Here is a 21211-nt window from a genome sequence, read left to right as displayed (position 1 = left end):
GGCCCGCGCAGGCGCCACTCAGGAGTTCGCGATCAGCGAGAACCCGAGCACGCCCGTCGCCGTGAAGTCGATGGCCGGTTCGGAGCTCGGCCACGAGCGCAGGTCGTCGGCGAACACGGACTTCGCGGAGTTGAACTCGAGCGTGTACGGCTTGGTGCAGTCGACGGAACCCGCCGGCATCTCACCGAGGTCGCCGAACAGCGAAGCGTCGTTCGGGCCGTTGATCACGGCGCCGACCAGCACCTTCGGGCCGCCGTTGGCCGAACCCGAGAGGTTCGCGGCCTGGTGGTGCGGGCACTCGGGGAACCTCGTGCCGACGCCGACGATCAGCGACGTGCCCCAGGCGTTGGTGCCGAGGGCGAAGCCCCGCTGCTGCGTTCCGAAGGTCTCGTACTGCTTCGAGCCGGTGACCTTCTCGTACAGCGCGGCGGTGGTGATGTACCCGAACGTGCGTGAGCCGACGTCCCAGGTCTCGACGTTGGCTGCGGTGCGGAACGGCGAGGTCTTGGCCGCGTCCGCGCCCTTCTGCAGCTGGCGCTGGATGTCGCCGACGATCTGCTTCTCGGTCACCTCGGCGCCCGGGATGCCCTTCTTCAGCAACGGGGCGAGGTCGGCGTGGCCGAGCGCGGAGATGTTGTAGACGTTCAACGTGTCGGGGTCCTGCGTCGCCAGGAACTCCTTGGCCCAGTGCGTGGCGGCCTTCGCGAACTGCGTGTAGCGCTTGTCGTGCAACGCCTTCGCGGCCAGGGCGAGCTGGGTGGCGCCGAACTCCATGTCGTCGGTCCACGACTCTTCGGGGTAGTACGCGTGCGGGAACGCCGTCACGAGCTCGCCGACGTCCGTGGTCTTGGCCAGTGCGAAGAGCTGCGCGGCCTTGTCCAGGTACGAACGCGCGACGCGCGGGTTGCGGTCGGCCTCGATCTGCGCGGCCAGCGCGAACGAGCCGGCGACGCGGCCGACGAGGTTCGGGCTGATCTTCTCGCCGGCGACGTTGGCGCGGAACACCGGGCGGTACTTGATGAAGTACTCGCTGTCGCCCGGCTGCACGTTCAGCTTGTCATCGGCCTCGGGCAGGCGCCACACGTCGTGGTCGCCGACGAAGCCGAACTCCTCGGAGCCGGTGCCGATGCCGACCTGCGCGTAGAGCGTGCCGGTCTTCTCGTCGAACGCCTTGTCGAGCCACTTGAGGCCGAACTTGGCCTCGTCGTAGAGGGCGTCGTTGTGCTTGTTGCGCAACGCCAGCAGCATCGACGCGGTCGAGTACGACGAGGCGTGCGTGAACTTCACGAAGTCACCCGCGTCGAACCAGCCGCCTTCGAGGTCGACCTTCGCGCCCGTCGGCTTCAACGGTGCCGCGATCTGGTCGCCGCCCTCGCCCGCGAACACCGGCGCCTCGTAGACGAGCGCCTCGCGGTCGGTGAGGTGCGCGGGCTTGCGGTTCAGCCTGCCCGGGACGACGTCGGCGCCGTCGCGCTGCGCCTGGAAGAACTCGACGGTGTTGTGCGCGACCGGCGAGAACAGCTTCTTCAGCGAGTCGACCTTGAAGGCCGGCGAGGTCGTCGTGCCGACCTCGATCCGGTACGTCCCCGGCGCCCTGACCTTGGAGAAGTCGATCGGGTACACAGCGGGGAACTTCTCGCTCCACGAGCCCGTCGAGGCACCCGTCTTCCCGGTCAGCACGGTGCGACCGCGACTGTCCACAACGGAGAACTTGGTGTTCGCGGCGCCTCCGAGCACGTAGGCGTGCTTCTGCTCGGAGGTGCCGAACCCGACCTGATCCAGCCGGATCTGGCCGGTGGGCGCGGCCTGGGCAGGCGCCACGACCACACCTGTGAGCACTGCGGCGACGAGCGCCGCCAGTCTGATGCGCATGAGGGGAACTCCCGGTCCAGGCCCGGCGATTGGCCTTCGGTTAAGAAAGTTTCCTAATAGTTCGCAGCAGACTAGCCGCACAAACCGGACATCACCAGCCCTCAGGCGGTTCCGAAAACGCCATCGAAAGGTCGCGGGTCAGCGACAGGGCACGTTTGACCCAAGTGGACGTAGCACCCGCTAGACCGCACGTCGGAGTGGGCAGCGCCTGCTCGGCGAGGATCGACCGCGGGAAGCCGAGACGATCCACCAGCGTGAACGCCCGCTGCCCGACGTCCTTCAACGTCACCGGCACACCGGGGTCGAGGCTCGGCACCAGACCCAGCGCCAGCGTCGTGCCCGCCTCCCACGTCTCGCCGATCTCGTCGAGCGCCTCTGCACCCTTGATCAGCGTCGCGTCGAACGCGATGGCCGTCGCGCCTGCCTCGCGCAACAGCGTCAACGGCGGGTGCGGCGCACAGCAGTGCACGATCACCTCGTGGTCCTTCAGGGCCTCGATCACCACGGCGAGCACGTTGCGCGCGTCGGGCCCCGGCACGGCGGGCACGGTGCCGAGCTTGGACGGCGTCGGCAGCAGGCCCTGCAGCACGGCGGGCAGGCCCGGTTCGTCGATCTGCACGACGACCTTCGCCTTGGTGCGCTTGGCGACCTCGGCCGCGTGCAACTGAAGGCCCTCGGCGAGCGACGCGGCGAACTCCTTCACAGCGCCTGAGTCTGTGAGCACCCGATGGCCGCGCATCAGTTCGATGTTCGACATCAACGTCCACGGCCCGACGGCCTGCACCTTGACGGTCTCAGGCTGCGCACCCGCACGTTCCAACGCCTCGTCGAACGCGTCCAGGTCACCGCGCAGCAGGTCGACGGCACGGCGGTGGTCACGGCCGGGGCGCGGGGTCACGCGGTAGCCGGACGTGACGACCTCGATCGCGAGGTCGACGAGCAGGCCGGCGGTGCGCCCGATCATGTCCGCGCCGACTCCCCGGCCAGGCAGCTCCGGGACGTGCGGCAGCTCAGGCAGTTCTCCGACGACGACGCGCGCCGCCTCGTCGATGTCGGTTCCGGGCAGCGATCCGATTCCAGTTGCTCCACGCACCCACCGGATTGTTCCACTGTCCGGCGGACAGAATAGGTCTAGACCCATTGACGCTGTGGTCTAGGCCACTTACCGTGACTGAGCAGGCGCTGAACGTACGGGCGCCTCCCTGTACGTGGTGCAGGACCGCGACGCGCCCCGTGGTCCTGCACCACTCCCTTCCTCCCCTGCCGGAAGGACCACACCCGATGGCCCGCTTTGCGCTCTTCGCCGCCGGGGCCGCCACCGCACTGGTGGCCGGACTCGTCGCCCTGGCCCCCACCGCCTCCGCGGCCGGTGAATCCGCCGCCTTCAGCCTGGACTCGAACTGGGGCTCCGGCTACCAGGGCAAGTTCACGATCACCGCGGGCACGACCGCGCTGGCCGGCTGGAAGCTGGAGTTCGACCTCGCCGGCGCGTCCCTCGGCTCTTACTGGGACGCCACGGCGACCAGCAGCGGCAACCACCACACGTTCACCAACCGCGAGTACAACGGCAACGTCGCCGCGGGTGCCTCGACCAGCTTCGGCTTCCTGGTGAGCGGCTCGGCGTTGCCTGCGAACTGCAAGCTCAACGGCGTCCCGTGCGGCGGCGGTGGTGGCACTACGACCACCACGACGACCACGACAACGACTGGGCCGACCACCACCACGACGTCCGATGTGCCGCCCACGCCCGGTAGCGCGCGCGTAGCCCCGTACATCGACATCACGATGCCAACGCCGTCACTGATGGACGTGGCCAACGCGACCGGCCAGAAGCACTTCACGCTCGCGTTCGCGCTGGGCTCGTCGGCCGGCTGCGACCCGGCGTGGGGCGGCACGGTCCCGTTGAACGACAGCCGCATCATCAACGACACCAGGGCTCTGAAGGCCGCGGGCGGCAGCGTCATCGTCGCGACCGGCGGCGCCATGGGCCCGTACCTGGAGCACGTCTGCTCGTCGGTCGACGCGCTCTACAACGCGTACGTGAAGGTGCTCGACGCCGTGGGCTCGAACAGCATCGACGTGGACGTGGAAGCCACGATCCCGCAGGCCACCGTGAACGCGGCGCTGAAGAGGCTGCAGGACGCCCGCGGCACCACCGTCAGCTACACGATGCGCATCCAGGGCCAGGACTACGGCATGGACCCGTACTCGGTGGACGTGCTGAAGGACGCGGCCGCCAAGGGCGTCAACGTCCTCGTGAACCCGATGCTGATGAACTTCGGCTACACGGGCAACTGGGGCGACGCGATGGTCAACGCCGCGAACGCCACCCTCGGACAGATGCGCGCCATCTGGCCGTCGAAGTCCGACGCGCAGTTGAAGGCACTGCTGGGCCTCACGCCGATGATCGGACGCAACGACACGGGCCCGACGACCACCCAGGCCGACGCGCGCAAGGTCGTCGACTACGCGAAGGCCAACCACGTCGGGCGGATCGCGTTCTGGTCGGCCGGCCGCGACAACGGTTCGTGCCCCGGCGGCGGTGTTTCGCCCACGTGCAGTGGAATCTCGCAGGCCAACTGGGAATTCACCAACATGTTCAAGACCTTCACGGGCTGATTCACCCCTGCGGAGCGAAGGCCGTTGCGGGAACTTCCGTCCCCGCAACGGCCTTCCTCATTCCGTCAGGGCGCTCAGCAGGAGCTGCAGCAACCGCAACCCGGACCCGTGCAACCGCCACAGCAAGAACAACCACCCATGGTGCCCACCTCCGATGTTGAGCGATCAAGCCTGTCGGACAGTAAGGCCGCTCCAACGCTGCGTGACACCACCTTCAGAGTGATTACGCTGCCACGATTGGCTTGTCCTCCGCCCGAGGGCGGAGGTCCGTCCGGCTCGCGCCAGACATTTCCTGCTTCTTCTCCCTCAGACGGGAGGCTGCGACGGTTGCCTCGCCGGCTGACGCCGGGTCGGTCTGACACCGTCTCCACAGGCTGCGACCGCCAGCCCGGCGGCCAGGACGTTCTTCGCGGCGTTCACGTCACGGTCGTGCACCGCTCCGCACGAGCAGGTCCACGCCCGCGCCTTCAACGGCAACTCTTCGACCCGCTGCCCGCACGCAGAGCAGGTCTTCGTCGACGGGAACCACCGATCGATCGTGATCACCTCACGGCCGTACCACGCGGCCTTGTAGATGAGCATGCGACGCAACTCCGACCACGAGGCATCAGAGATCGCGCGCGCCAGCGAACGACTGCGGAGCATGCCGCGCACGTTCAGATCCTCGATCACGATCGCTTGGTTCTCACGAACGAGCCGAGTGCTGAGTTTGTGCAAGGTGTCTCGCCGCCGGTCGGCGATGCGAGCGCTCAGCAGTGCGATCCTGCGGCGTGCTTTCTGCCGGTTCGCCGATCCCTTCTGCTTCCTGGCGAGAGCACGCTGCGCCCTTGCCAGTCGTTCTCGGCACTTCTTTTCGTGCTGGAAGTTGGGGATCTTCTCTCCCGTGGAGAGCGTCACCAGCGCGCTCAGCCCGACATCGAGACCTACGACGGAAGCAGCGGGCGGGTAGTGATCCACATCGGTCTCGACCAACATCGAGACGAACCAGCGTCCAGCGCTGTCGCGACTCACAGTGACAGTTGACGGTTCGGAGCCATCGGGTAGCGGCCTGGACCACACGATGGCCAACGGTGCCGCCATCTTGGCCAGCGAGAGCCGACCATCACGCCATCGGAACGCCGATCTGGTGTATTCCGCTGACGCACGAGACCTCTTGCACGACTTGAAGCGGGGATGACGTGCACGGTTGGCGAAGAAGTTCCCGAAAGCGCTGTGCAGGTGCCGCAGCGCCTGTTGCAGCGGAACGCTGGACACGTCGCGCAGGAACCCCAACGCCTCCGTCTTCTTCCACGCGGTGAGCATGGCCGACGTGTCGCTGTAGGTGACGCGCCGCCGCTCGCTGCTCCATGCGGTGGCGCGTGCTTCCAAGGCCATGTTGTAGACCAGACGCACACAACCGAACGTGCGCGACAGCTCTGCCGCTTGCACGTCGGTCGGGTAGAAGCGGTACTTGAACGCCCGCTTCACGCACATCTTGCTCACGACACGCATTGTCGCAAGCACCTGGAGTGACGGAATGAATGGTCCTGCCGAGATGCTCGCCGCCGACAAGGCGTCCACCGCTCTGGGCATCGCGCCCGTCGAGCTGCGCGACGGCTACGCGATGCTGCGAATGACGGTCGCGGAGAACATGATCAACGGTCACGGCATCGCGCACGGCGGTTATGTGTTCCTGCTGGCGGACAGCGCGTTCGCGTGCGCCTGCAACAGGGCCGGGTCCGTCACCGTCGCCGCCACGGCCGAGATCGACTTCATCCGGCCCGTGCACGAGGGTGACGAGCTGGTGGCGGAGGCGGTGGAACGGACCCGGTTCGGCCGCAGCGGGATCTACGACATCACGGTCAGGCGTGGGAGTGAGATCGTGGCTGAGTTCCGCGGTCGGTCGCGGACCCTGCGCGCTTGAGGCCGGCGAACTGCAGTGCGGCGAAGCCGATCACCGCGAGCCCCTGCGCCAGTACCAGGGCGACGCCGGAGTCGGTGAGCGGAAACCACTTCAGTTCGGCCGTGAGAATGCTGTCGAGGCCCCAGACCAGGTTGCCGATGACGATGAGCAGCACGATTCGACGGTCAGGGACGGCGCGGGTTCCCAAGAAGAACACGCCCGCTCCGTAGACCACACAGAAAGAGCCGAGTCCGATCTGCCAGCCCACCGGCATTCCGACTTCCGGGCGAATCAGCAGGGTCAGCAGACCCAATGCGAACGAAGCGACACCGTCGAGTTTCAAGGCGAATTTCAACATGGCCCGACGATGGCCCGCTCAACGCTGCCAAAACCACGTCAAGCGCTGCCAACTCCTGCCATCAGGTCCGCCGCGACCAGGCGTGCGGCGGCGTTCTGCCAGTTGTGGAGCGTGCGCTCGGGCACCTGTGTCACGAACCACTGCAGCGCGCGGCGGTCCTCCGCGTCGAGGTCCTCGCGCTTGGTCCGGACCGAATAGGGGCGGATTCCCTTGACGTAGTAGAAGTACACGGCGTTGTAGTAACGCCATTCGTCGCTCGTGCCGAAATCACCGTCAAGAGGCTTGAGTCGCTGAATGGATGCCAGCAGCATGCTTTTCAACTGCGCGGCCCGATCCAGTGGCGGGCCCTCGTCGGTCAGCGCGATCAACGGGCTCGCGACGAGTTTCCCGAGATCGCCGTAGTGACTCAGGGCCTTGCGGGTGAGCCGGGCGAACTCCGCCTCGTCCTCGGTCACCAGCGGCCGGCGTCTGGGCAACGACTCGGCGGCGTCGCGGAGTTCGGCGCGTTCGGCCGCGACCGCGGGCACAGCGAGACGGTCGACCGCCGAGGCGAGCGGGTTCGCCAGCACCTGGACCGCGATCGCCGCCGCCACGGTCGTGAAGACGAGCAGGTCCGGTCCGCCGAAGAAGATCACCTGCGAGCCGAACAGCACCGCCGTGAAACCCGAGATCACGAGCGACCGCAGCATGTCCGCGCGGATCGACTCGCCCTCCTCGACGGCGTCGGTGACGGCGACCAGAACGCCGAACACGACCACGTCGAACCCGAGCGACGGCAGCGTGATCGCGTCGGGCAGCAGGCCCAGCAGGAACGCACCCGCGGAAAGGCCGAACATCACCCCAACGAGTGAAAAGTAAGCACGTTTTCTTATGGCTAGGACCACGGCGGCAGCCATGGGAAGCAATACGATCCACGGCACGAAGAAGGAAATCGCGAAGAACGGCAGCAGCGCGAGCAGCCACCACCTGATCAACTCGGGCCGGCAGAGCAACAGGACCGCACCCGTCCAGGCCAGCGCCGGCACCCCGATGACCACGGGATGTGGCGCCACGACGGCCGCCGAATAGCCGATCATCCCCGCGCCCGCCCACCACAGGAGCGGTTTGCGCGGGTCGCGGGCGAGCAGGTACAGACCCAGCCACCAGGCGAGGCCGGAGACCAGCAGCGATAGGCCGAACACGGGTCAAAGCTAGCCCTACCTGCAAAACTGATCTGCATGCCGGTAGAGCTGACGCTCCACAAAGCGGCCGAGGAGCTACGAAGAGGCGACCTCGCGAGCGTGCTCAGCGCACGTCAGCGCGTCGCCGGACTCGTCGGCACCTACCCGCAGCGGCTCGACCTGCGGGAGCGTCTCGCCGAGGTCTACCGGGTGCTCGGTCAGCCGGCGCAGGCAGGCCGCTGGACCTATCTCTCCGAGGACCGCGATCCCGAGGAACTCCTGGCCTTCGAACGCGCCTACCGCCGCGCGGACGCCCGCCTGGTCGCGCTCTCATGGCAGGGCCGCGTCGACGAGGCGCCGACCGAGACCGCCCGCACCCGGCTCGCGGCGTTGTACCTGGAGGCGCAGGTCGAGCTGCAGCACGAACTCGACGCGACCCCGAACGAGGAGACGTCCTGGGGCGCGTGCCTGATCGTCATGGCCGGCGGCACGTTCGTGCTGGTGTGTTTCCTGCTGGGGATCGTGACTCTCGTGCAGTTCTTGTGGAAGCTGGTCTCATGAGAACGCTGTCGCAGTACGTCCGCCGGACCCCGATCATGCGCGTGTCAGCAGACGGGCGACCGCTCGTGTTCAAACTGGAGCACCTGCAGCTCACCGGCTCGTTCAAGCTCCGCGGCGCCGTCAACACCCTGCTGTCGCTCAACGTCTCCGAGGTCGTCACCGCGTCCGGCGGCAACCACGGCATCGCCGTCGCACAGGCCGCCCAGCTGCTCGGCGCCCACGCCACCGTGTTCGTCCCGGTGACGGCGCCCGAGACCAAGACCAGGCGCATCGAAGCGTTGGGCGCCAAGCTGATCCGCCACGGCAACACCTATGCCGAGGCCGCCGCGGCCGCCCGTGAGCTCGACCTGCCCTACATCGAGGCGTACAACGACCGGACGGTGATCGAGGGCCAGGCCACGGTCACGCAGGAGATCGTCGAGGACGCCCCGGACATCGACACGATCTTCGTCGCGGTCGGCGGCGGCGGACTCGTCGCGGGCGCCGCGCTGGCTTCGGGCGGACGGCACGTCGTCGCCGTCGAACCCGAGAACTGCTGCGCCATGCACAACGCGCTGGAGGCCGGTGAGCCCGTCGACTCCGTGGTGAACTCCATTGCCGCAGACGCCCTGGGTGCTACGCGCGCGGGCTCGTTGTCGCTGGAGATCCTCAAGCAGCACAACGTTTCTTCCAAGCTGGTCACCGACGAGGAGATCCTCGCGGCGCGCGACCGGCTGTGGGAGGAGTTCAGGATCGCGGTCGAACCCGCCGGTGCGGCGGCGTTCGCCTCGTTCCTCAGGGGCGATGTGTCGAGTGAGCTGCCCTGCGTGCTCCTGTGCGGAGCGAACTCGGAGTGGCGTCCCAGTTAGTCCGGCGGAACCGGCGAGCCCCGAGACGGCGCAACGGCGACACCACCCAGACCGGTTCGTCGTTGTGCCGGGCACGACCGATGAGCTTCCGCCGGTCCGCGGGGCTGACGAAGCACCGGAACGCGGTGCGAGCCCGCGCGGCGAGGTCGAACTCCGTGTCAATGAACGTCACGCCGCGAACGCTAGATCCGCTTTCCCGGCCCTACAAGCGAATTAGCTGGTCGCGTCGATGGTCGCGCTGGCCAGCACGATGTCGCCCGCCGCGTCCTCGCGGTAGATCGCGACGGCCTGACCGGGCGCCACGCCCTTCAGCGGCTCCCGCAACTGCACCCGCAGCACGCCGTCGACCAGTTCGGCGACGGCCGGAGCCGTGCCACCGTGCGCACGCACCTGCGCGACGCACTCGACCGGTCCGTCCAACTCGACGTGCGAGACCGGCGACGACGCGGAAATCCCGGTCACCGCGAGCTTTTCGACCGCGCCGACCCGCACGTTCCCTGACACCGGCTCCAGCGCCAGCACGTACCGGGGACGGCCGTCGGCGGCGGGGCCGTCGATGCCGAGGCCCTTGCGCTGCCCGACGGTGAACTCGTGCACGCCCGCGTGCCGGCCCAGCACCGCGCCGGTCGCGTCGTCGATCAGCAGGCCCGGCTTGGTCTCCATGCGGCCCGCCAGGAACTTCTGCGTGTCGCCGTCCGGGATGAAGCAGATGTCGTGGCTGTCCGGCTTCTTCGCCACCGACAGCCCGCGTGACGCCGCCTCGACGCGCACGTCGTCCTTCGTCGTGTCCCCCAACGGGAACATCGCGTGCGAGAGCTGCTCCGCCGTCAGCGAGGCCAGCACGTACGACTGGTCCTTGCCCATGTCGGCGGAACGGCGCAGCTCGGGACGGCCGTCGACCATCTCCAGGCGCGCGTAGTGGCCGGTGCAGACGGCGTCGAAACCGAGGGCGATCGCCTTGTCCAGCAACGCCTCGAACTTGATCCGCTCGTTGCAGCGCAGGCACGGGTTCGGCGTGCGACCGGCCGCGTACTCCGCGACGAAGTCCTCCACGACCTCTTCGGTGAAGCGCTCGGCGAAGTCCCAGACGTAGAACGGGATGCCCATCAGGTCCGCGGCTCGGCGGGCGTCGTGGGCGTCTTCGATCGTGCAGCAGCCACGTGCGCCGGTGCGCAGGGTGCCGGGCTTCGCCGACAACGCCAGGTGCACGCCCGTCACGTCGTGTCCCGCTTCGACGGCGCGCGCCGCCGCCACCGCGGAATCGACACCACCGCTCATCGCCGCGAGGACCTTCACTGCTTGACCACCTTCCGGGACCGCCTCATACCTGCCAGGCCCGCCGTGCGGGCCCTCTCCACCACCGGGCCGATGACCGATGCGAGTTGTTCAACGTCCGCCCGCGTCGACGTATGCCCGAGCGAGAACCTCAAAGATCCACGGGCCAGCGCCGGTTCGACGTCCATCGCGAGCAGCACGTGCGAGGGCTGCGCGACACCGGCCGTGCACGCGGAGCCCGTCGAGCACTCGATGCCCTTGGCGTCCAACAGCATCAGCAGGCTGTCGCCCTCGCAGCCGGGGAACGTCAGGTGCGCGTTGCCGGGCAGCCGGTCCGCCGGGTCGCCGTTCACGATCATGTCCGGCACCACCGCGCGCACCGACGCGATCAGCTCGTCCCGCAGCGCCGCGATCTCCACAGCCCGGGAAGCCTGTTCCTCCACCGAGATCCGCACCGCGCGCGCCAGGCCGACGATCGACGGCACGTCCAGCGTGCCGGACCGCACGTCACGCTCCTGGCCGCCGCCGTGCATCAACGGCGTGCACTTCACGTCCCGTGCGAGCAGCAGCACGCCGATGCCGTACGGACCGCCGACCTTGTGGCCGGTCATCGTGAGCGCGGAGGCGCCGGAGGCGGCGAAATCGACCGGGACCGCGCCCACGGCCTGCACCGCGTCCGTGTGGAACGGCACTCCGTGCTCAGCGCACAGCCGAGCGATGTCGTGCACGGGGTTGATGGTGCCGACCTCGTTGTTCGCCCACATCGTGGTGACGAGCGCGACGTCGTCGTCCAGCGCCTCGGCGACCGACTCCGGCGACACCCGGCCGAAGCGGTCCGTGGGCAGCCAGGTGACCTCGGCGCCCTGCTGTTCGAGCCACTCGACGGCGTCCAGCACGGCGTGGTGCTCGACGGCCGATGCCAGCACACGGCGACGACCGCTCGCCCAGTAGATGCCCTTGACCGCGAGGTTGTCGCTCTCCGTGCCACCGCCGGTGAACAGCACCTCGGACGGCCGGGCGCCCAGGGCGTCGGCGATGTTCTCGCGGGCCTCTTCGATCGCCCGCCGCGCCCGCCTGCCGGAGGTGTGCAGCGACGAGGCGTTGCCCGTGGTGGACAACGCCTCGGTCATGGCCGCGACCGCCTGCGGGTGCATGGGGGTCGTGGCCGCGTGGTCGAGATAAGCCATCAGGCCTTCAGGGTAGCCCGCATGCGTGGCCCGGTCAGAATCGCTCCCACCACCGCCAACGCCGCCATCGACAGGTTGAGCACCACCACGCCCGCGGTCGGCGCCGTCGCCACGACGAGCACACCGCCGAGTCCGATCATGGTCGCGGAGAAGAGCATGTCGCAGATCTGCAGCGCCGCCGAGTTGAAACCCCGGTCGGCCTCGGGTGACGCGCCCATCATCAGCACGCCGACGCTGGACGTCGCCATGCCCATGCCCGCGCCCGCCACGGCCCACAGGACCGGCGTGAGGAAGGCCGGGCCCCACGTGGGTGCGATGAGCGTCACGGCCCCGATGCCGGTCGCGACGAACAGGAACCCGACGCGAACGAGCGTGTGGCGCTCGATCTCGGGGTGCCTCGACGCCCACATCGACGCGCTGGCCCAGCCGAGCGCGCTCAGCGTCAGCGGAATCCCGGCTTCCAGGGGCGAGTAGCCGTGCACGACGGACAGCGTCAGCGGGATGAAGCCCTCGACCGCGAAGAACGTGCCCGCGAGCAGACCGCGGGCGAGGATCGTGACGGGCAGGCCGCGGCGGGCGATGAGCGTGCCCTTGGGCAGCAGGATGCGCAGGGCGGGCGCGAGCAGCAGCAACGCCACGGCGATCAGCCACCACGTGCGGTGCTGCAGGCCCCAGCTCAGCCCGGCCACGCCGAGACCGACGGCGACCGCGGCGAGAGGCAGGTACTTGCGCGTCGGCGGAGCCTCGGTGTGCGGCGGCAGCTTTCGCAGCACCGGTACGAGCAGCACGCTGCCGACCAGCACCAGCGGGATGATCGCGAGGAACACCCACCGCCAGCTCAGGTGCTCGGTCGCCCAGCCCGCGACCGCCGGCCCGACCAGCGACGGGATCACCCAGGCCGCGGACAGCGCGCCGAACACGGCGGGCCGGGTGTCCTCGGGGTAGGCGACCGCGATCAGCACGTAGACCGCGACGATCAGGAACCCCGCGCCGAAGCCCTGCAGCACGCGGCCGGCGAGCAGCACCGTCATCGTCTCGGCGACACCCGCGACCACGAGTCCGGCGAGGAACAGCACCACGCCGATCAGCACCGCGGGCTTGGGGCCGCGCCGGTCCGAGAGGCGTCCGGAGAAGACCGTCGCGATGACGCTCGCCGCGAGGTTCGCGAGGAACGGCCACGCGTACAACGCCTCGCCCTGCAGCTCGCGGACCATGGTGGGCATCGCCGTGCCGACACCCATCGCCTCGAACGCGAGGAGGGTGACCAGCAGGAGGATGCCCGTCGTGGGCCAGCGGCGGTCAGGCGACCAGAGGCGTGATGGTTCGCGCGCGGTGAGAGTCACCTGTAGATGGTGCAATCTCCAGTTCGGTCGAGGTCAAGCGGTTTGATTGCTCTTCGGCAAGTTTCGCCAGTTCGCGGCGGGTTCCCGCGCGGCCGGGAGCGATCTCGTCGAGCACGTGCACCTCGACGACCAGGTCCCGCGCCTTGAGCACCCGGCGGATCGAGTCGATCAGGGTGTCGCCGCCGACGAACGCCGGCTGCGTCGTCAGGTGGTCGCCGATCCGGTAGCGCAGCACGATCGGCCGCACCGGCACACCGGCGTCGAGCGCGGCCTGGAACAGCGCCGGCTTGTAGTGCCCGGAGGCGAGCCCGCACCACGTCGTGCCCTCGGCGTGGATGGCGACCGCGCTGCCGTTGCGCAGGGTGGTCGCCAGCTCGTTCACGGTCTGCGGCAGCTCGCGCAGCTTCTCGCGGTCGAGGTAGACCGTGCCGACCGCGGTGATGATCGGGCCGAGCACGGGCCAGCTCTTGATGTCCTTCTTGGCCACGATCTTGACGGGCTGCACCGAGTCGATCGCGAGCTCGTCGAGCCACGACACGTGGTTGCTCGCGACGAGCACGCCACGCTTCGGGATCTCCTGGAACTTCCGGGCGCCGTGGACCTCCAGTCGCACGCCGAACGCCCTCAGGATGGCGTGGAACCACAGGCGCACAACGCTTTCGCGTTGCTTGCCCGGCAGCAGCAACGCGAGAGCGATCCACGCGCCGCACAGGATCGCCGTGACCGCCGTGACAGCGCGCCAGACCTGCCTGAGCTTGGCGACTTCTCGCGGTGCGCTGCCAACGCACCCGTCACCGCACGGCGACGCGGGCATCCAGGCGTGGCTCATGACGTCTCCCCCAGGAAGAACTTCAGGTAGCGCTGGTCCACGTGGTCCATGCCGAGCAGGATGAAGAGGTCGGCGACGCCGAAGTCCGCGTCGAGCGCGGGCCGTCCGCAGATCTTGGCGCCGAGCCGCAGGTAGCCCTTGAGCAGCGGCGGCAGCACCGTCTTGTCGGGCCGTGCGATCGCGTCGACGTCCCACGGGTTGTGCGGCGTGACCCGGTACTGCTCGGGTGCGTAGTGCTTGGCGTGCACCGTGTCCCACACGCCGGCCGCGAGGCCGCCACCGTCCTGCAGCGGGATCGAGGCGCACCCGACGAGCCACTTGTGGCCGCTCAGCAGCATGTACCGCGCGATGCCCGCCCACACGAGGCTGACGACGGCACCGTTGCGGTGGTCGGGGTGCACGCACGAGCGGCCGGTCTCGACCGTGGAGCTGCGGATGTCGTTCAGGTTGCTCAGGTCGAACTCGCCGTCACCGTAGAGCCGCCCGGCCTCCTTGGCGCGCTCCGGCGGCAGCATCCGGTACCCGCCGACGATCTCGCCGGTGCGGTCGTCGCGCACCACGAGGTGGTCGCAGTACTGGTCGAACTCGTCGACGTCGTGGCCGGGCACGCCGGTGTGCAGCGTCGCCCCCATCTCACCGGCGAACACCTCGTAGCGCAGTCTCTGCGCGGCGACGACTTCTTCGCTGTCACGGGCGACGAGGAGGGAGTAGCGGGGAGCGTCCGCGCCCTGCTGGGCGGGGGTGCTGACAAGCAGTTCCGGCTGCGTCATGCGCACCAGGGTGAAGCCGGGTTGGCGAATCGCAGCAGGTCAGAACGATGACCGGTCAGTGGCAGGTGGGTTAACCCGAGGTGGTGCCGTGAACGCCGAAGGGCCGCCCCGTGAACGGGACGGCCCTGTCGTGAGCTGAAGTGCTCAGCCCTTGCGCTTCTTGACCTCTTCGGTCAGCTGCGGCGCGACGTTGAACAGGTCGCCCACGACGCCGAAGTCGGCGATCTCGAAGATCGGGGCCTCGGGGTCCTTGTTGACCGCGACGATCGTCTTCGAGGTCTGCATGCCCGCGCGGTGCTGGATGGCACCGGAGATGCCCAGCGCCACGTACAGCTGCGGCGAGACCGTCTTGCCGGTCTGACCCACCTGGAACTGGTGCGGGTAGTAGCCGGAGTCGACGGCGGCGCGCGAGGCACCGACGGCGGCACCCAGCGAGTCCGCGAGCTCCTCGACGGTCGAGAACTTCTCGGCCGAGCCGACGCCGCGGCCACCGGAGACGACGACCGAGGCCTCGGTCAGCTCCGGGCGGTCGCCGCCGGTGATGGCCTCGCGCGAGGTCACGCGGGCGGACTTGGCGGCGTCCACGGAGATGGAGACCGACTCGTCCAGCACGGCGTCCGCCGCGGACTCCTCGGCCTCGACGCCGCCGGGGCGGACGGTGATGACCGGGGTGCCGGTGCCGACCTTGGCCTTGACGACGAACGCGCCACCGAAGATGGACTGCACGCCGGTGCCGTCCGCCTCGATGTCGACGACGTCCACGAGCAGGCCGGCGCCGAGGCGCACGGCCAGACGGCCCGCGACCTCCTTGCCCTCGATCGTCGCGGAGACGAGCACCGCGGACGCGTTCGGGGCGAGAGCGGCCAGCGCGTCGACCTTCGGGGTCACCAGGAAGCCGGCGGCGTCGTCGGACTCGACGGCGTAGACCTTCGCGGCGCCGTACTTGCCCAGCGACTCGCGGATCTTCGACGCCGTGCCGGGCGCGCCCACGACCACCGCGGCCGGGGTGCCCAGACGACCGGCGGCCGTCAGCAGCTCGTAGCTGACCTTCTTGACCTCGCCGTCGACGTGGTCGACCAGAACCAGAACTTCAGACATGATTTCCCCTCCCTCAGATGAGCTTCTGGCCGACGAGGAACTCGGCGATCTTGGATCCGCCGTCGCCACCGTCCTCGACGCGCTGACCCGCGCTGCGCGGCGGCTTGGGGGCCGCCTCCAGCACCTGGGTCCACGCGCCGGACAGGCCGACCTCGGACGCGTCGATGCCGAGGTCCGCCACGGAAAGCGTGGAGACGGGCTTCTTCTTCGCGGCCATGATGCCCTTGAAGGACGGGTAACGCGGCTCGTTGATCTTCTCGGTCACGGAGACCACGGCCGGGAGCGACGCCTCGAGGAACGCGACGCCCTCGTCGGTCTCGCGCTCGCCCTTGATCGTCGTGCCCTCGACCGTGACCTTGCGCAGCTGGGTGACCTGCGGGAGGCCGAGCAGCTCGGCGAGGATGGCCGGGACAGCGCCCGCGCGGCCGTCGGTCGCCTCGTTGCCCGCGATGACCAGGTCGACGTTCTCGACCGTGCCGATCGCCTTCGCGAGGACCTTCGCCGTCGCCAGCACGTCCGAGCCGTGCAACGCCTCGTCGTTGACGTGGATCGCCTTGTCCGCACCCATCGACAGCGCCTTGCGAATGGCGTCGGTGGCGCGGTCGGGACCCATCGCGATCACGGTCACCTCGCCACCGTGGGCCTCCTGCAGCAGCAGGGCCTCTTCGACGGCGCGCTCGTTGATCTCGTCGAGCACGGCATCCGCGGATTCGCGGTCAAGGGTGTGGTCGGCGTCGGTGAGCTTGCGCTCGGACCAGGTGTCAGGCACCTGCTTGACCAGGACAACAATGTTCATAGGTCCTCTTCGACCTCCTGCGGACGGGCGGCGACGCTTACGCGGAGGACTCTAGGGATTGCGCCGCCGGGTGTTCACGACCCTGCCATCAATCCGGATGTTACCCGCCAGTAGCACCACTGCAAACGCCAGCAAGCACCCCGCAAGCGTGATGGTTCTCACCCGGTGGCGCCACCTTTTGAGACGTAACCCATTCGGGGGTCTAGGCTGCGCTGACATGTACCGGCGAGTAGCTATCGTGACCGACTCCACGGCCTGCCTCCCGGCGCAGCTGACTGATCAACTCGGCATCGAAGTGGTGCAGATCCAGGTGCGGATCGGCGACCACACCGACGACGAGTCCCGCATCCCGGTCCCCGACCTGGTCTCGGCCATGCGTTCGAACGTGCCCGTCGCGACGATTCCCCCCGATCCGGGCGCGTTCTTCTGGACGTACAACGAACTGGCCGCGTCGGGCGTTCGCTCGATCGTGTCCGTGCACGTGTCGAGCCGACAGTCCGCCACCGTGGAAGCGGCCAAGGAAGCCGCCGCCAAGGTCCGCGTGCCCGTGCACGTCGTCGACACCCACACCTGCGGGATGAGCATCGGCTACGCGGTCCAGGCCGCCGCGAAGGTGGCGGAGGCGGGTGGCAACGTGGAGAAGGTGCTCGCGACCGCCCAGCGCCGCTTCGACAGATCCACCGAACTGATCTACGTCGACACCCTCGAGTACCTGCGCCGCGGCGGGCGCATCGGTGCCGCGGCGGCGTTGGTCGGCGGTGTGCTGTCGATGAAGCCGCTGCTGACCATGGCCGACGGCCAGATCACGCCGTTGGACAAGGTGATCGGCGCCGACCGCGCGCTCAACCGGATGCTGGACATCGCGATCAAGCGCGCGGGCACCGACACCGTGGACGTCGCGGTGGAGCACTTCGACGCCCAGGAGAAGGCAGCCCGTCTGCTGCGCAATCTCCGGCGCCGCGTGCCCAACGTCCGCCAGTTCATGTTGACGCAGGTCAGCTCGGCCATCGGGGCGCACGTGGGCCCCGGCGCGCTGGGCATCACAGTTTCGCCGGTGTGACCCTCGGGAACTCCAGGTGCTGTTCCGTCCGTTGAACTGGACGTAACGGACACCTGGAGGACCGATGGCCGGTTTCATGGACAAGATCACCAGGTTCCTGCGCAGTCCGCAGGGCCACAAGCTCCAAGCCAAGGCACGGCAGATGGCTCAGGACCCGCGCAAGCGTGCGCAGGCCGAGCAGCTGCTGCGCAAGCTCCGCGGCGGCAAGAAGCACTAGTTGGTCTTGAACAACGCGTTCAGTTCGCCGTAGCCCAGACCCTCTTCGGTGCTGTCGTACGTGCCCTTCGACAGCAGCTCTTCGGCCGCCTTCTTGGCCGTCGCGTAAGCCGCTGACGCCAGCGCGGTGCCGACGCTGATCCTGGCAGCGCCCGCGGTCCCCAGCTCGTGGACCGCGGGTGCACCCGGACCCGCCAGCACGTTCAGCGGCGCGTCGATCTTCGCGGCCAGTTCCTCGACGGTCTCGAGGTCGGTCACGCCCGGCACGAAGATGCCGCTCGCCCCCGCCTCCAGGTACGCCTTCGCGCGGTCCAGCGTGTGCTGAAGCCGGTCCTGCGGCTCCCCGATGCCGCGCAGGTACACGTCGATCCGCGCGTTGATGTAGAGGTCCGGCGCCGCCTCGCGGGCAGCCTTGAGGCGTTCCTGCTGCTCCTGCACGTCGCGGAGCCCTGCCTCGTGCGCGTCCTCGATGTTGACGCCGGACGCGCCCGCCTCGGCGACGGCCCTCGCCGTCTCGCCGACTTCCTTCGCGTCCTTGCCGAACCCGGACTCGATGTCCGCGGTCACCGGGACGCTGACCGCCTTCGCGATCCTGGCGACGAGGTCGATGGCCAGGGCGCGGTCGAGCGCGTCGCCGTCCGGTGCACCGAGACTCCACGCCACGCCGGCACTCGTGGTGGCGACGGCCTTCGCGCCGGCCGCCTCGACGATGAGGGCGGAGGCGACGTCCCAGGCGTTGGGGAGGGCGAGCGGACCGGACCGGTGAAGGGCGTGGAAGAGCTTCGTGCGATCAGTGGCGGAAGTCATGATCGATTGATATCAGCAGGCACTGACATTTTCCGGCGAGTTTCGGACAGGAACCGATGACTTTCCGACACGGCCTCTTCTGAAGCTGTGCTTGGTTGATCGGCTCAGTTGCTGCCCGCCTTGCGGCGCACCTCTTCGAACGTCCGGAGGTAGCGCTGGCGGAAGTCCTCGCGCTCCACCCACGTCGTGTGTTCGACGGGCTGGGGTGAGGCGGGCGGCGGCAGCGCGGTCTGCACCACGGGCGGCGGAGCGGGCTCCGGCTCAGGCTCGGTCTCGGGCTCTGGCCGGGGTTCCTCGACCAGTTCCACGACCGACGCTTCGATGACCGGCTCTTCGGCGACCGACTCCCCCGAGACCACCTCGGCGACCGCTTCGACGGCCTCAGGACTGTCGGTGCTCGGCGCTACGGTTGATTCGGGGGCTTCGAAATTCCCCACGGGGGGATCGAGGTCCCCATCCCAATCATATCCAGCGGCACCGACAGTTTCGGGCGCTGCGACGGCCTCGGGCTCGGCAACCACTTCCGCGACCGGCTCCGGTTCGACGACGGGCTCCGGCTCGACAGCAGGCTCCGGCTCGGCAACCGCTGCAGGCTCGACCACCGGTTCGGCGACCGGCTCGGCCAGCGACGCGAACGCCGGTTCCAGCCGCGGCTCCAGCTGCCGCAGCCCCATCACCGGATTGCGGTGGATCGGCCTGGTGTCGTACTCGTCGTCCACCGGCTCGACGGTCGCGGGCCTCTCCACCCACGTCCGCTCGGCCGGCGCCTCCGACGGCGAGGAATCGTGCGACGCCGAGTCCTCGCGGCGCCGCACCAGCACGTACATGAGGGCCGCCCCCAACGTGAAGGACAGCACGCACAGTCCGAAGACGATCCCGACTGCCCCTGCCATTGCGAAGGCTCCTAGCTGACGAGGACGTCGATCTGAGGTCCGAAGTCCGTGGGCGGGCCCCACACGGGGTCCACGATCACCCGCGTGGTGATCTCGCTGTCCACCCCTTGCTCGGCCAGGTACTGCCGCAGCAGGCCGGCCCTCTCCATCGCGAGCACGTCGCAGCGGTGCGACGCCGTCTCGCCGTTCCACGCGTGCGCCACCAACGTCACCGAGCCGGTGGCGTTCTGCAGCACGCTGGCCAGCGATCGCCGCACGTCCTCACCGCGGCCCACCAACGACGCGGTGCCCGGCGCGAACGTGATGCCCTTGACCGCGTGCGACGAGAACAGGTTCCGCACCGCCTCCTGCGCGACCGCCGCGGGCAGCGACACCGGTGCGGGCGGCTCCATCCGCAGCGGCGCCACGAAGTCGGAGACCGGGATCGGGCCCGAGCGGGTGGCCGGCACGGCGGGCGACGACGACAGCGCCGTCTCCAGCTCGTTGCCGTACACGGAGAACCCGAACGCCGTGACCGACGCGGGCACCATCAACGCACCGACGACCAGCGGGACCCAGCGCTTCACGACGCGGCCACCTGTTCGGGAATGTGGAGCGGGGCGACGCGATCCGCGGCCACCGACAGGGCGGCGCGGGCGGCGGACAGTTGCGAGTGGACGACCCGCTTCAGCTCGTGCAGTTCGTCGGTCCGGTCGGCGACCTCTGCCAGGCGGCGCTGGGCTTCCCGGCATGCCATCTTCACCATGAACTCCGACCGCGCCCGTGCCAGCGCCTCCTGCTCCTGCAGGTGCTGCGCGGCCTCGTTGCGGCGGCGGGTCATCGTGAGCTCGAAGAACTGCTGGGCCTTCTCGCGCTTGCGTTCGGAGTCGGCTTCCAGCGAGTTGCACTGCAGTGCGGTCTCCCGCAGCAGCATGTCCGCGTCGGTCTGGGCCTGGGCGACGGCCTCGGTGCACTCGCGCTCCACCTCGTCGGCGCGCTGGCGGTGCTGGGCCTCGAGGTCGGTGCAGCGGCGTTCCATCTCCAGCTCGCGCCGTTCCATGGCGGCGGCGCGGGTGGCGCAGTCCTGACGCGAGGCGTAGAGCTCGGACTCGGCCTCGGCGCGCATGGCGGAGGATTCGCGTTCGGCGGCGGCACGCAGCTCGGCGACTTCGACGTCGGTGCGCGCACGGAGATCGCTGCACTCTCGTTCGGCCTGCAGGTGCATCTCCGCCGCCTCGTCCTCGGCGAGGCGGAGCATGCGGTGCATCCGTTCGGTGGCGCTCGCGTGCGTGCCCGACGTGGATTCGAGGCGCTCGATCCTGGCGCGCGCCTCCTCCAGGTCCTGCCGCGTCATTTCCAGCAGCTTGCGCAAATCGGCTGCCTGCGCCAGCGCCTCGACCCGGTCGAGGCTCGTGAAGCGGAGCTGCTCCTCGAGATTCTCGATGTGGTCGATGACCTGACGTCGATGAAAACCTCGGTAGACAACGTCGAAACCGGCGTGCAGCGGAACTAGTTCCTGCTCTTTTGCACCCATGGTCACCTACTCACTCAACCGGGCTGAAGATTGTGCGAGCTTACCCACGGGCGGTGACCCCAACCAGCGTCGACAATGGACGGACCGGGTTGATGTAACACATGGAATAACCCGTCTTTCCTGG

At 68.9% G+C, this 21211-nt stretch carries 22 protein-coding genes; 6 read left to right on the top strand and 16 right to left on the bottom strand.

Annotated features, from left to right (window positions below; translation table 11 throughout):
• Window positions 1-18: 18 nt before the first annotated feature.
• Both ACH413_RS46515 and ACH413_RS46510 read right to left on the bottom strand, forming a co-directional pair.
• A complete protein-coding gene (locus tag ACH413_RS46515; RefSeq protein ID WP_360048784.1) occupies window positions 19-1872 on the bottom strand; it encodes a glycoside hydrolase family 9 protein in 1854 nt (617 codons plus the stop codon).
• Window positions 1873-1963: 91 nt separating this feature from the next.
• Window positions 1964-3013, bottom strand: coding sequence for a methionine synthase (locus ACH413_RS46510; protein WP_360048782.1), 1050 nt, complete (start codon window positions 3011-3013; stop codon window positions 1964-1966).
• A 140-nt stretch (window positions 3014-3153) separates the two neighbouring features.
• Between ACH413_RS46510 and ACH413_RS46505 the strand changes: the two genes are divergently transcribed.
• Complete coding sequence (locus ACH413_RS46505) at window positions 3154-4491, top strand: cellulose binding domain-containing protein (protein WP_360048780.1); 1338 nt, start codon at window positions 3154-3156, stop codon at window positions 4489-4491.
• Window positions 4492-4797: 306 nt separating this feature from the next.
• Here the strand turns inward: ACH413_RS46505 and ACH413_RS46500 are convergent, their stop codons facing one another.
• Window positions 4798-5964 (bottom strand): RNA-guided endonuclease TnpB family protein, encoded by a 1167-nt coding sequence (locus ACH413_RS46500; protein WP_360048800.1) that lies wholly within the window; start codon window positions 5962-5964, stop codon window positions 4798-4800.
• A 43-nt stretch (window positions 5965-6007) separates the two neighbouring features.
• On the opposite strand from ACH413_RS46500, the gene paaI reads away from it, so the two are divergent.
• Window positions 6008-6394: a hydroxyphenylacetyl-CoA thioesterase PaaI gene (paaI, locus tag ACH413_RS46495; protein WP_360048778.1), complete on the top strand. Its 387-nt coding sequence runs from the start codon at window positions 6008-6010 to the stop codon at window positions 6392-6394.
• Here paaI and ACH413_RS46490 read toward each other — a convergent pair.
• A complete protein-coding gene (locus ACH413_RS46490) occupies window positions 6333-6731 on the bottom strand; it encodes a hypothetical protein (protein ID WP_360048776.1) in 399 nt (132 codons plus the stop codon). The two genes, paaI and ACH413_RS46490, sit on opposite strands and share 62 nt — an antisense overlap.
• Window positions 6732-6769: 38 nt before the next feature.
• Window positions 6770-7912, bottom strand: a complete 1143-nt coding sequence (locus ACH413_RS46485; protein WP_360048774.1) for a hypothetical protein — start codon at window positions 7910-7912, stop codon at window positions 6770-6772.
• A 36-nt stretch (window positions 7913-7948) separates the two neighbouring features.
• On the opposite strand from ACH413_RS46485, the gene ACH413_RS46480 reads away from it, so the two are divergent.
• On the top strand, window positions 7949-8452 hold the full coding sequence (locus ACH413_RS46480) for a DUF6584 family protein (RefSeq protein ID WP_360048772.1): 504 nt from the start codon (window positions 7949-7951) through the stop codon (window positions 8450-8452).
• Window positions 8449-9300 (top strand): serine/threonine dehydratase, encoded by an 852-nt coding sequence (locus ACH413_RS46475; RefSeq protein ID WP_360048771.1) that lies wholly within the window; start codon window positions 8449-8451, stop codon window positions 9298-9300. The genes ACH413_RS46480 and ACH413_RS46475 overlap by 4 nt, the downstream gene beginning before the upstream one ends.
• 213 nt (window positions 9301-9513) lie before the next feature.
• Here the strand turns inward: ACH413_RS46475 and mnmA are convergent, their stop codons facing one another.
• From mnmA to ACH413_RS46440, 7 genes are all read right to left on the bottom strand, one after another.
• Window positions 9514-10596: a tRNA 2-thiouridine(34) synthase MnmA gene (mnmA, locus tag ACH413_RS46470; protein ID WP_093593025.1), complete on the bottom strand. Its 1083-nt coding sequence runs from the start codon at window positions 10594-10596 to the stop codon at window positions 9514-9516.
• Window positions 10593-11762: a cysteine desulfurase family protein gene (locus ACH413_RS46465; protein WP_360048769.1), complete on the bottom strand. Its 1170-nt coding sequence runs from the start codon at window positions 11760-11762 to the stop codon at window positions 10593-10595. Before ACH413_RS46465 ends, mnmA begins: the two co-directional genes overlap by 4 nt.
• Window positions 11762-13105, bottom strand: coding sequence for an MFS transporter (locus ACH413_RS46460; RefSeq protein WP_360048768.1), 1344 nt, complete (start codon window positions 13103-13105; stop codon window positions 11762-11764). Before ACH413_RS46460 ends, ACH413_RS46465 begins: the two co-directional genes overlap by 1 nt.
• A complete protein-coding gene (locus tag ACH413_RS46455) occupies window positions 13062-13934 on the bottom strand; it encodes a lysophospholipid acyltransferase family protein (RefSeq protein WP_360048766.1) in 873 nt (290 codons plus the stop codon). Before ACH413_RS46455 ends, ACH413_RS46460 begins: the two co-directional genes overlap by 44 nt.
• Window positions 13931-14704 carry a GNAT family N-acyltransferase gene (locus ACH413_RS46450; RefSeq protein ID WP_360048764.1) on the bottom strand — a complete coding sequence of 258 codons (774 nt, stop codon included), beginning with the start codon at window positions 14702-14704 and terminating at the stop codon, window positions 13931-13933. Before ACH413_RS46450 ends, ACH413_RS46455 begins: the two co-directional genes overlap by 4 nt.
• 144 nt (window positions 14705-14848) lie before the next feature.
• Window positions 14849-15802: an electron transfer flavoprotein subunit alpha/FixB family protein gene (locus ACH413_RS46445; RefSeq protein WP_360048762.1), complete on the bottom strand. Its 954-nt coding sequence runs from the start codon at window positions 15800-15802 to the stop codon at window positions 14849-14851.
• A gap of 13 nt (window positions 15803-15815) precedes the next feature.
• Window positions 15816-16598, bottom strand: coding sequence for an electron transfer flavoprotein subunit beta/FixA family protein (locus ACH413_RS46440; RefSeq protein WP_360048760.1), 783 nt, complete (start codon window positions 16596-16598; stop codon window positions 15816-15818).
• Between the two features lie 217 nt (window positions 16599-16815).
• Here ACH413_RS46440 and ACH413_RS46435 point away from each other — a divergent pair, with 217 nt between their 5' ends.
• Window positions 16816-17658 carry a DegV family protein gene (locus ACH413_RS46435; protein WP_360048758.1) on the top strand — a complete coding sequence of 281 codons (843 nt, stop codon included), beginning with the start codon at window positions 16816-16818 and terminating at the stop codon, window positions 17656-17658.
• Between the two features lie 64 nt (window positions 17659-17722).
• Window positions 17723-17875, top strand: coding sequence for a hypothetical protein (locus ACH413_RS46430; RefSeq protein WP_177320432.1), 153 nt, complete (start codon window positions 17723-17725; stop codon window positions 17873-17875).
• Here the strand turns inward: ACH413_RS46430 and ACH413_RS46425 are convergent.
• From ACH413_RS46425 to ACH413_RS46410, 4 genes are all read right to left on the bottom strand, one after another.
• Complete coding sequence (locus ACH413_RS46425; RefSeq protein WP_360048757.1) at window positions 17872-18681, bottom strand: isocitrate lyase/phosphoenolpyruvate mutase family protein; 810 nt, start codon at window positions 18679-18681, stop codon at window positions 17872-17874. The genes ACH413_RS46430 and ACH413_RS46425 overlap by 4 nt on opposite strands.
• Window positions 18682-18785: 104 nt before the next feature.
• Window positions 18786-19574, bottom strand: coding sequence for a hypothetical protein (locus ACH413_RS46420; RefSeq protein WP_360048755.1), 789 nt, complete (start codon window positions 19572-19574; stop codon window positions 18786-18788).
• 11 nt (window positions 19575-19585) lie between these two features.
• Window positions 19586-20140 (bottom strand): hypothetical protein, encoded by a 555-nt coding sequence (locus ACH413_RS46415; RefSeq protein WP_360048754.1) that lies wholly within the window; start codon window positions 20138-20140, stop codon window positions 19586-19588.
• A complete protein-coding gene (locus ACH413_RS46410) occupies window positions 20137-21087 on the bottom strand; it encodes a hypothetical protein (RefSeq protein WP_360048752.1) in 951 nt (316 codons plus the stop codon). Before ACH413_RS46410 ends, ACH413_RS46415 begins: the two co-directional genes overlap by 4 nt.
• Window positions 21088-21211: the final 124 nt, after the last annotated feature.

Source organism: Lentzea sp. NPDC020367, from assembly GCF_044387305.1.
Taxonomy (GTDB): Bacteria; Actinomycetota; Actinomycetes; order Mycobacteriales; family Pseudonocardiaceae; genus Lentzea.
Note: the sequence above shows the minus strand (reverse complement) of the source record. Positions and strands in the feature narration are given on the sequence as shown.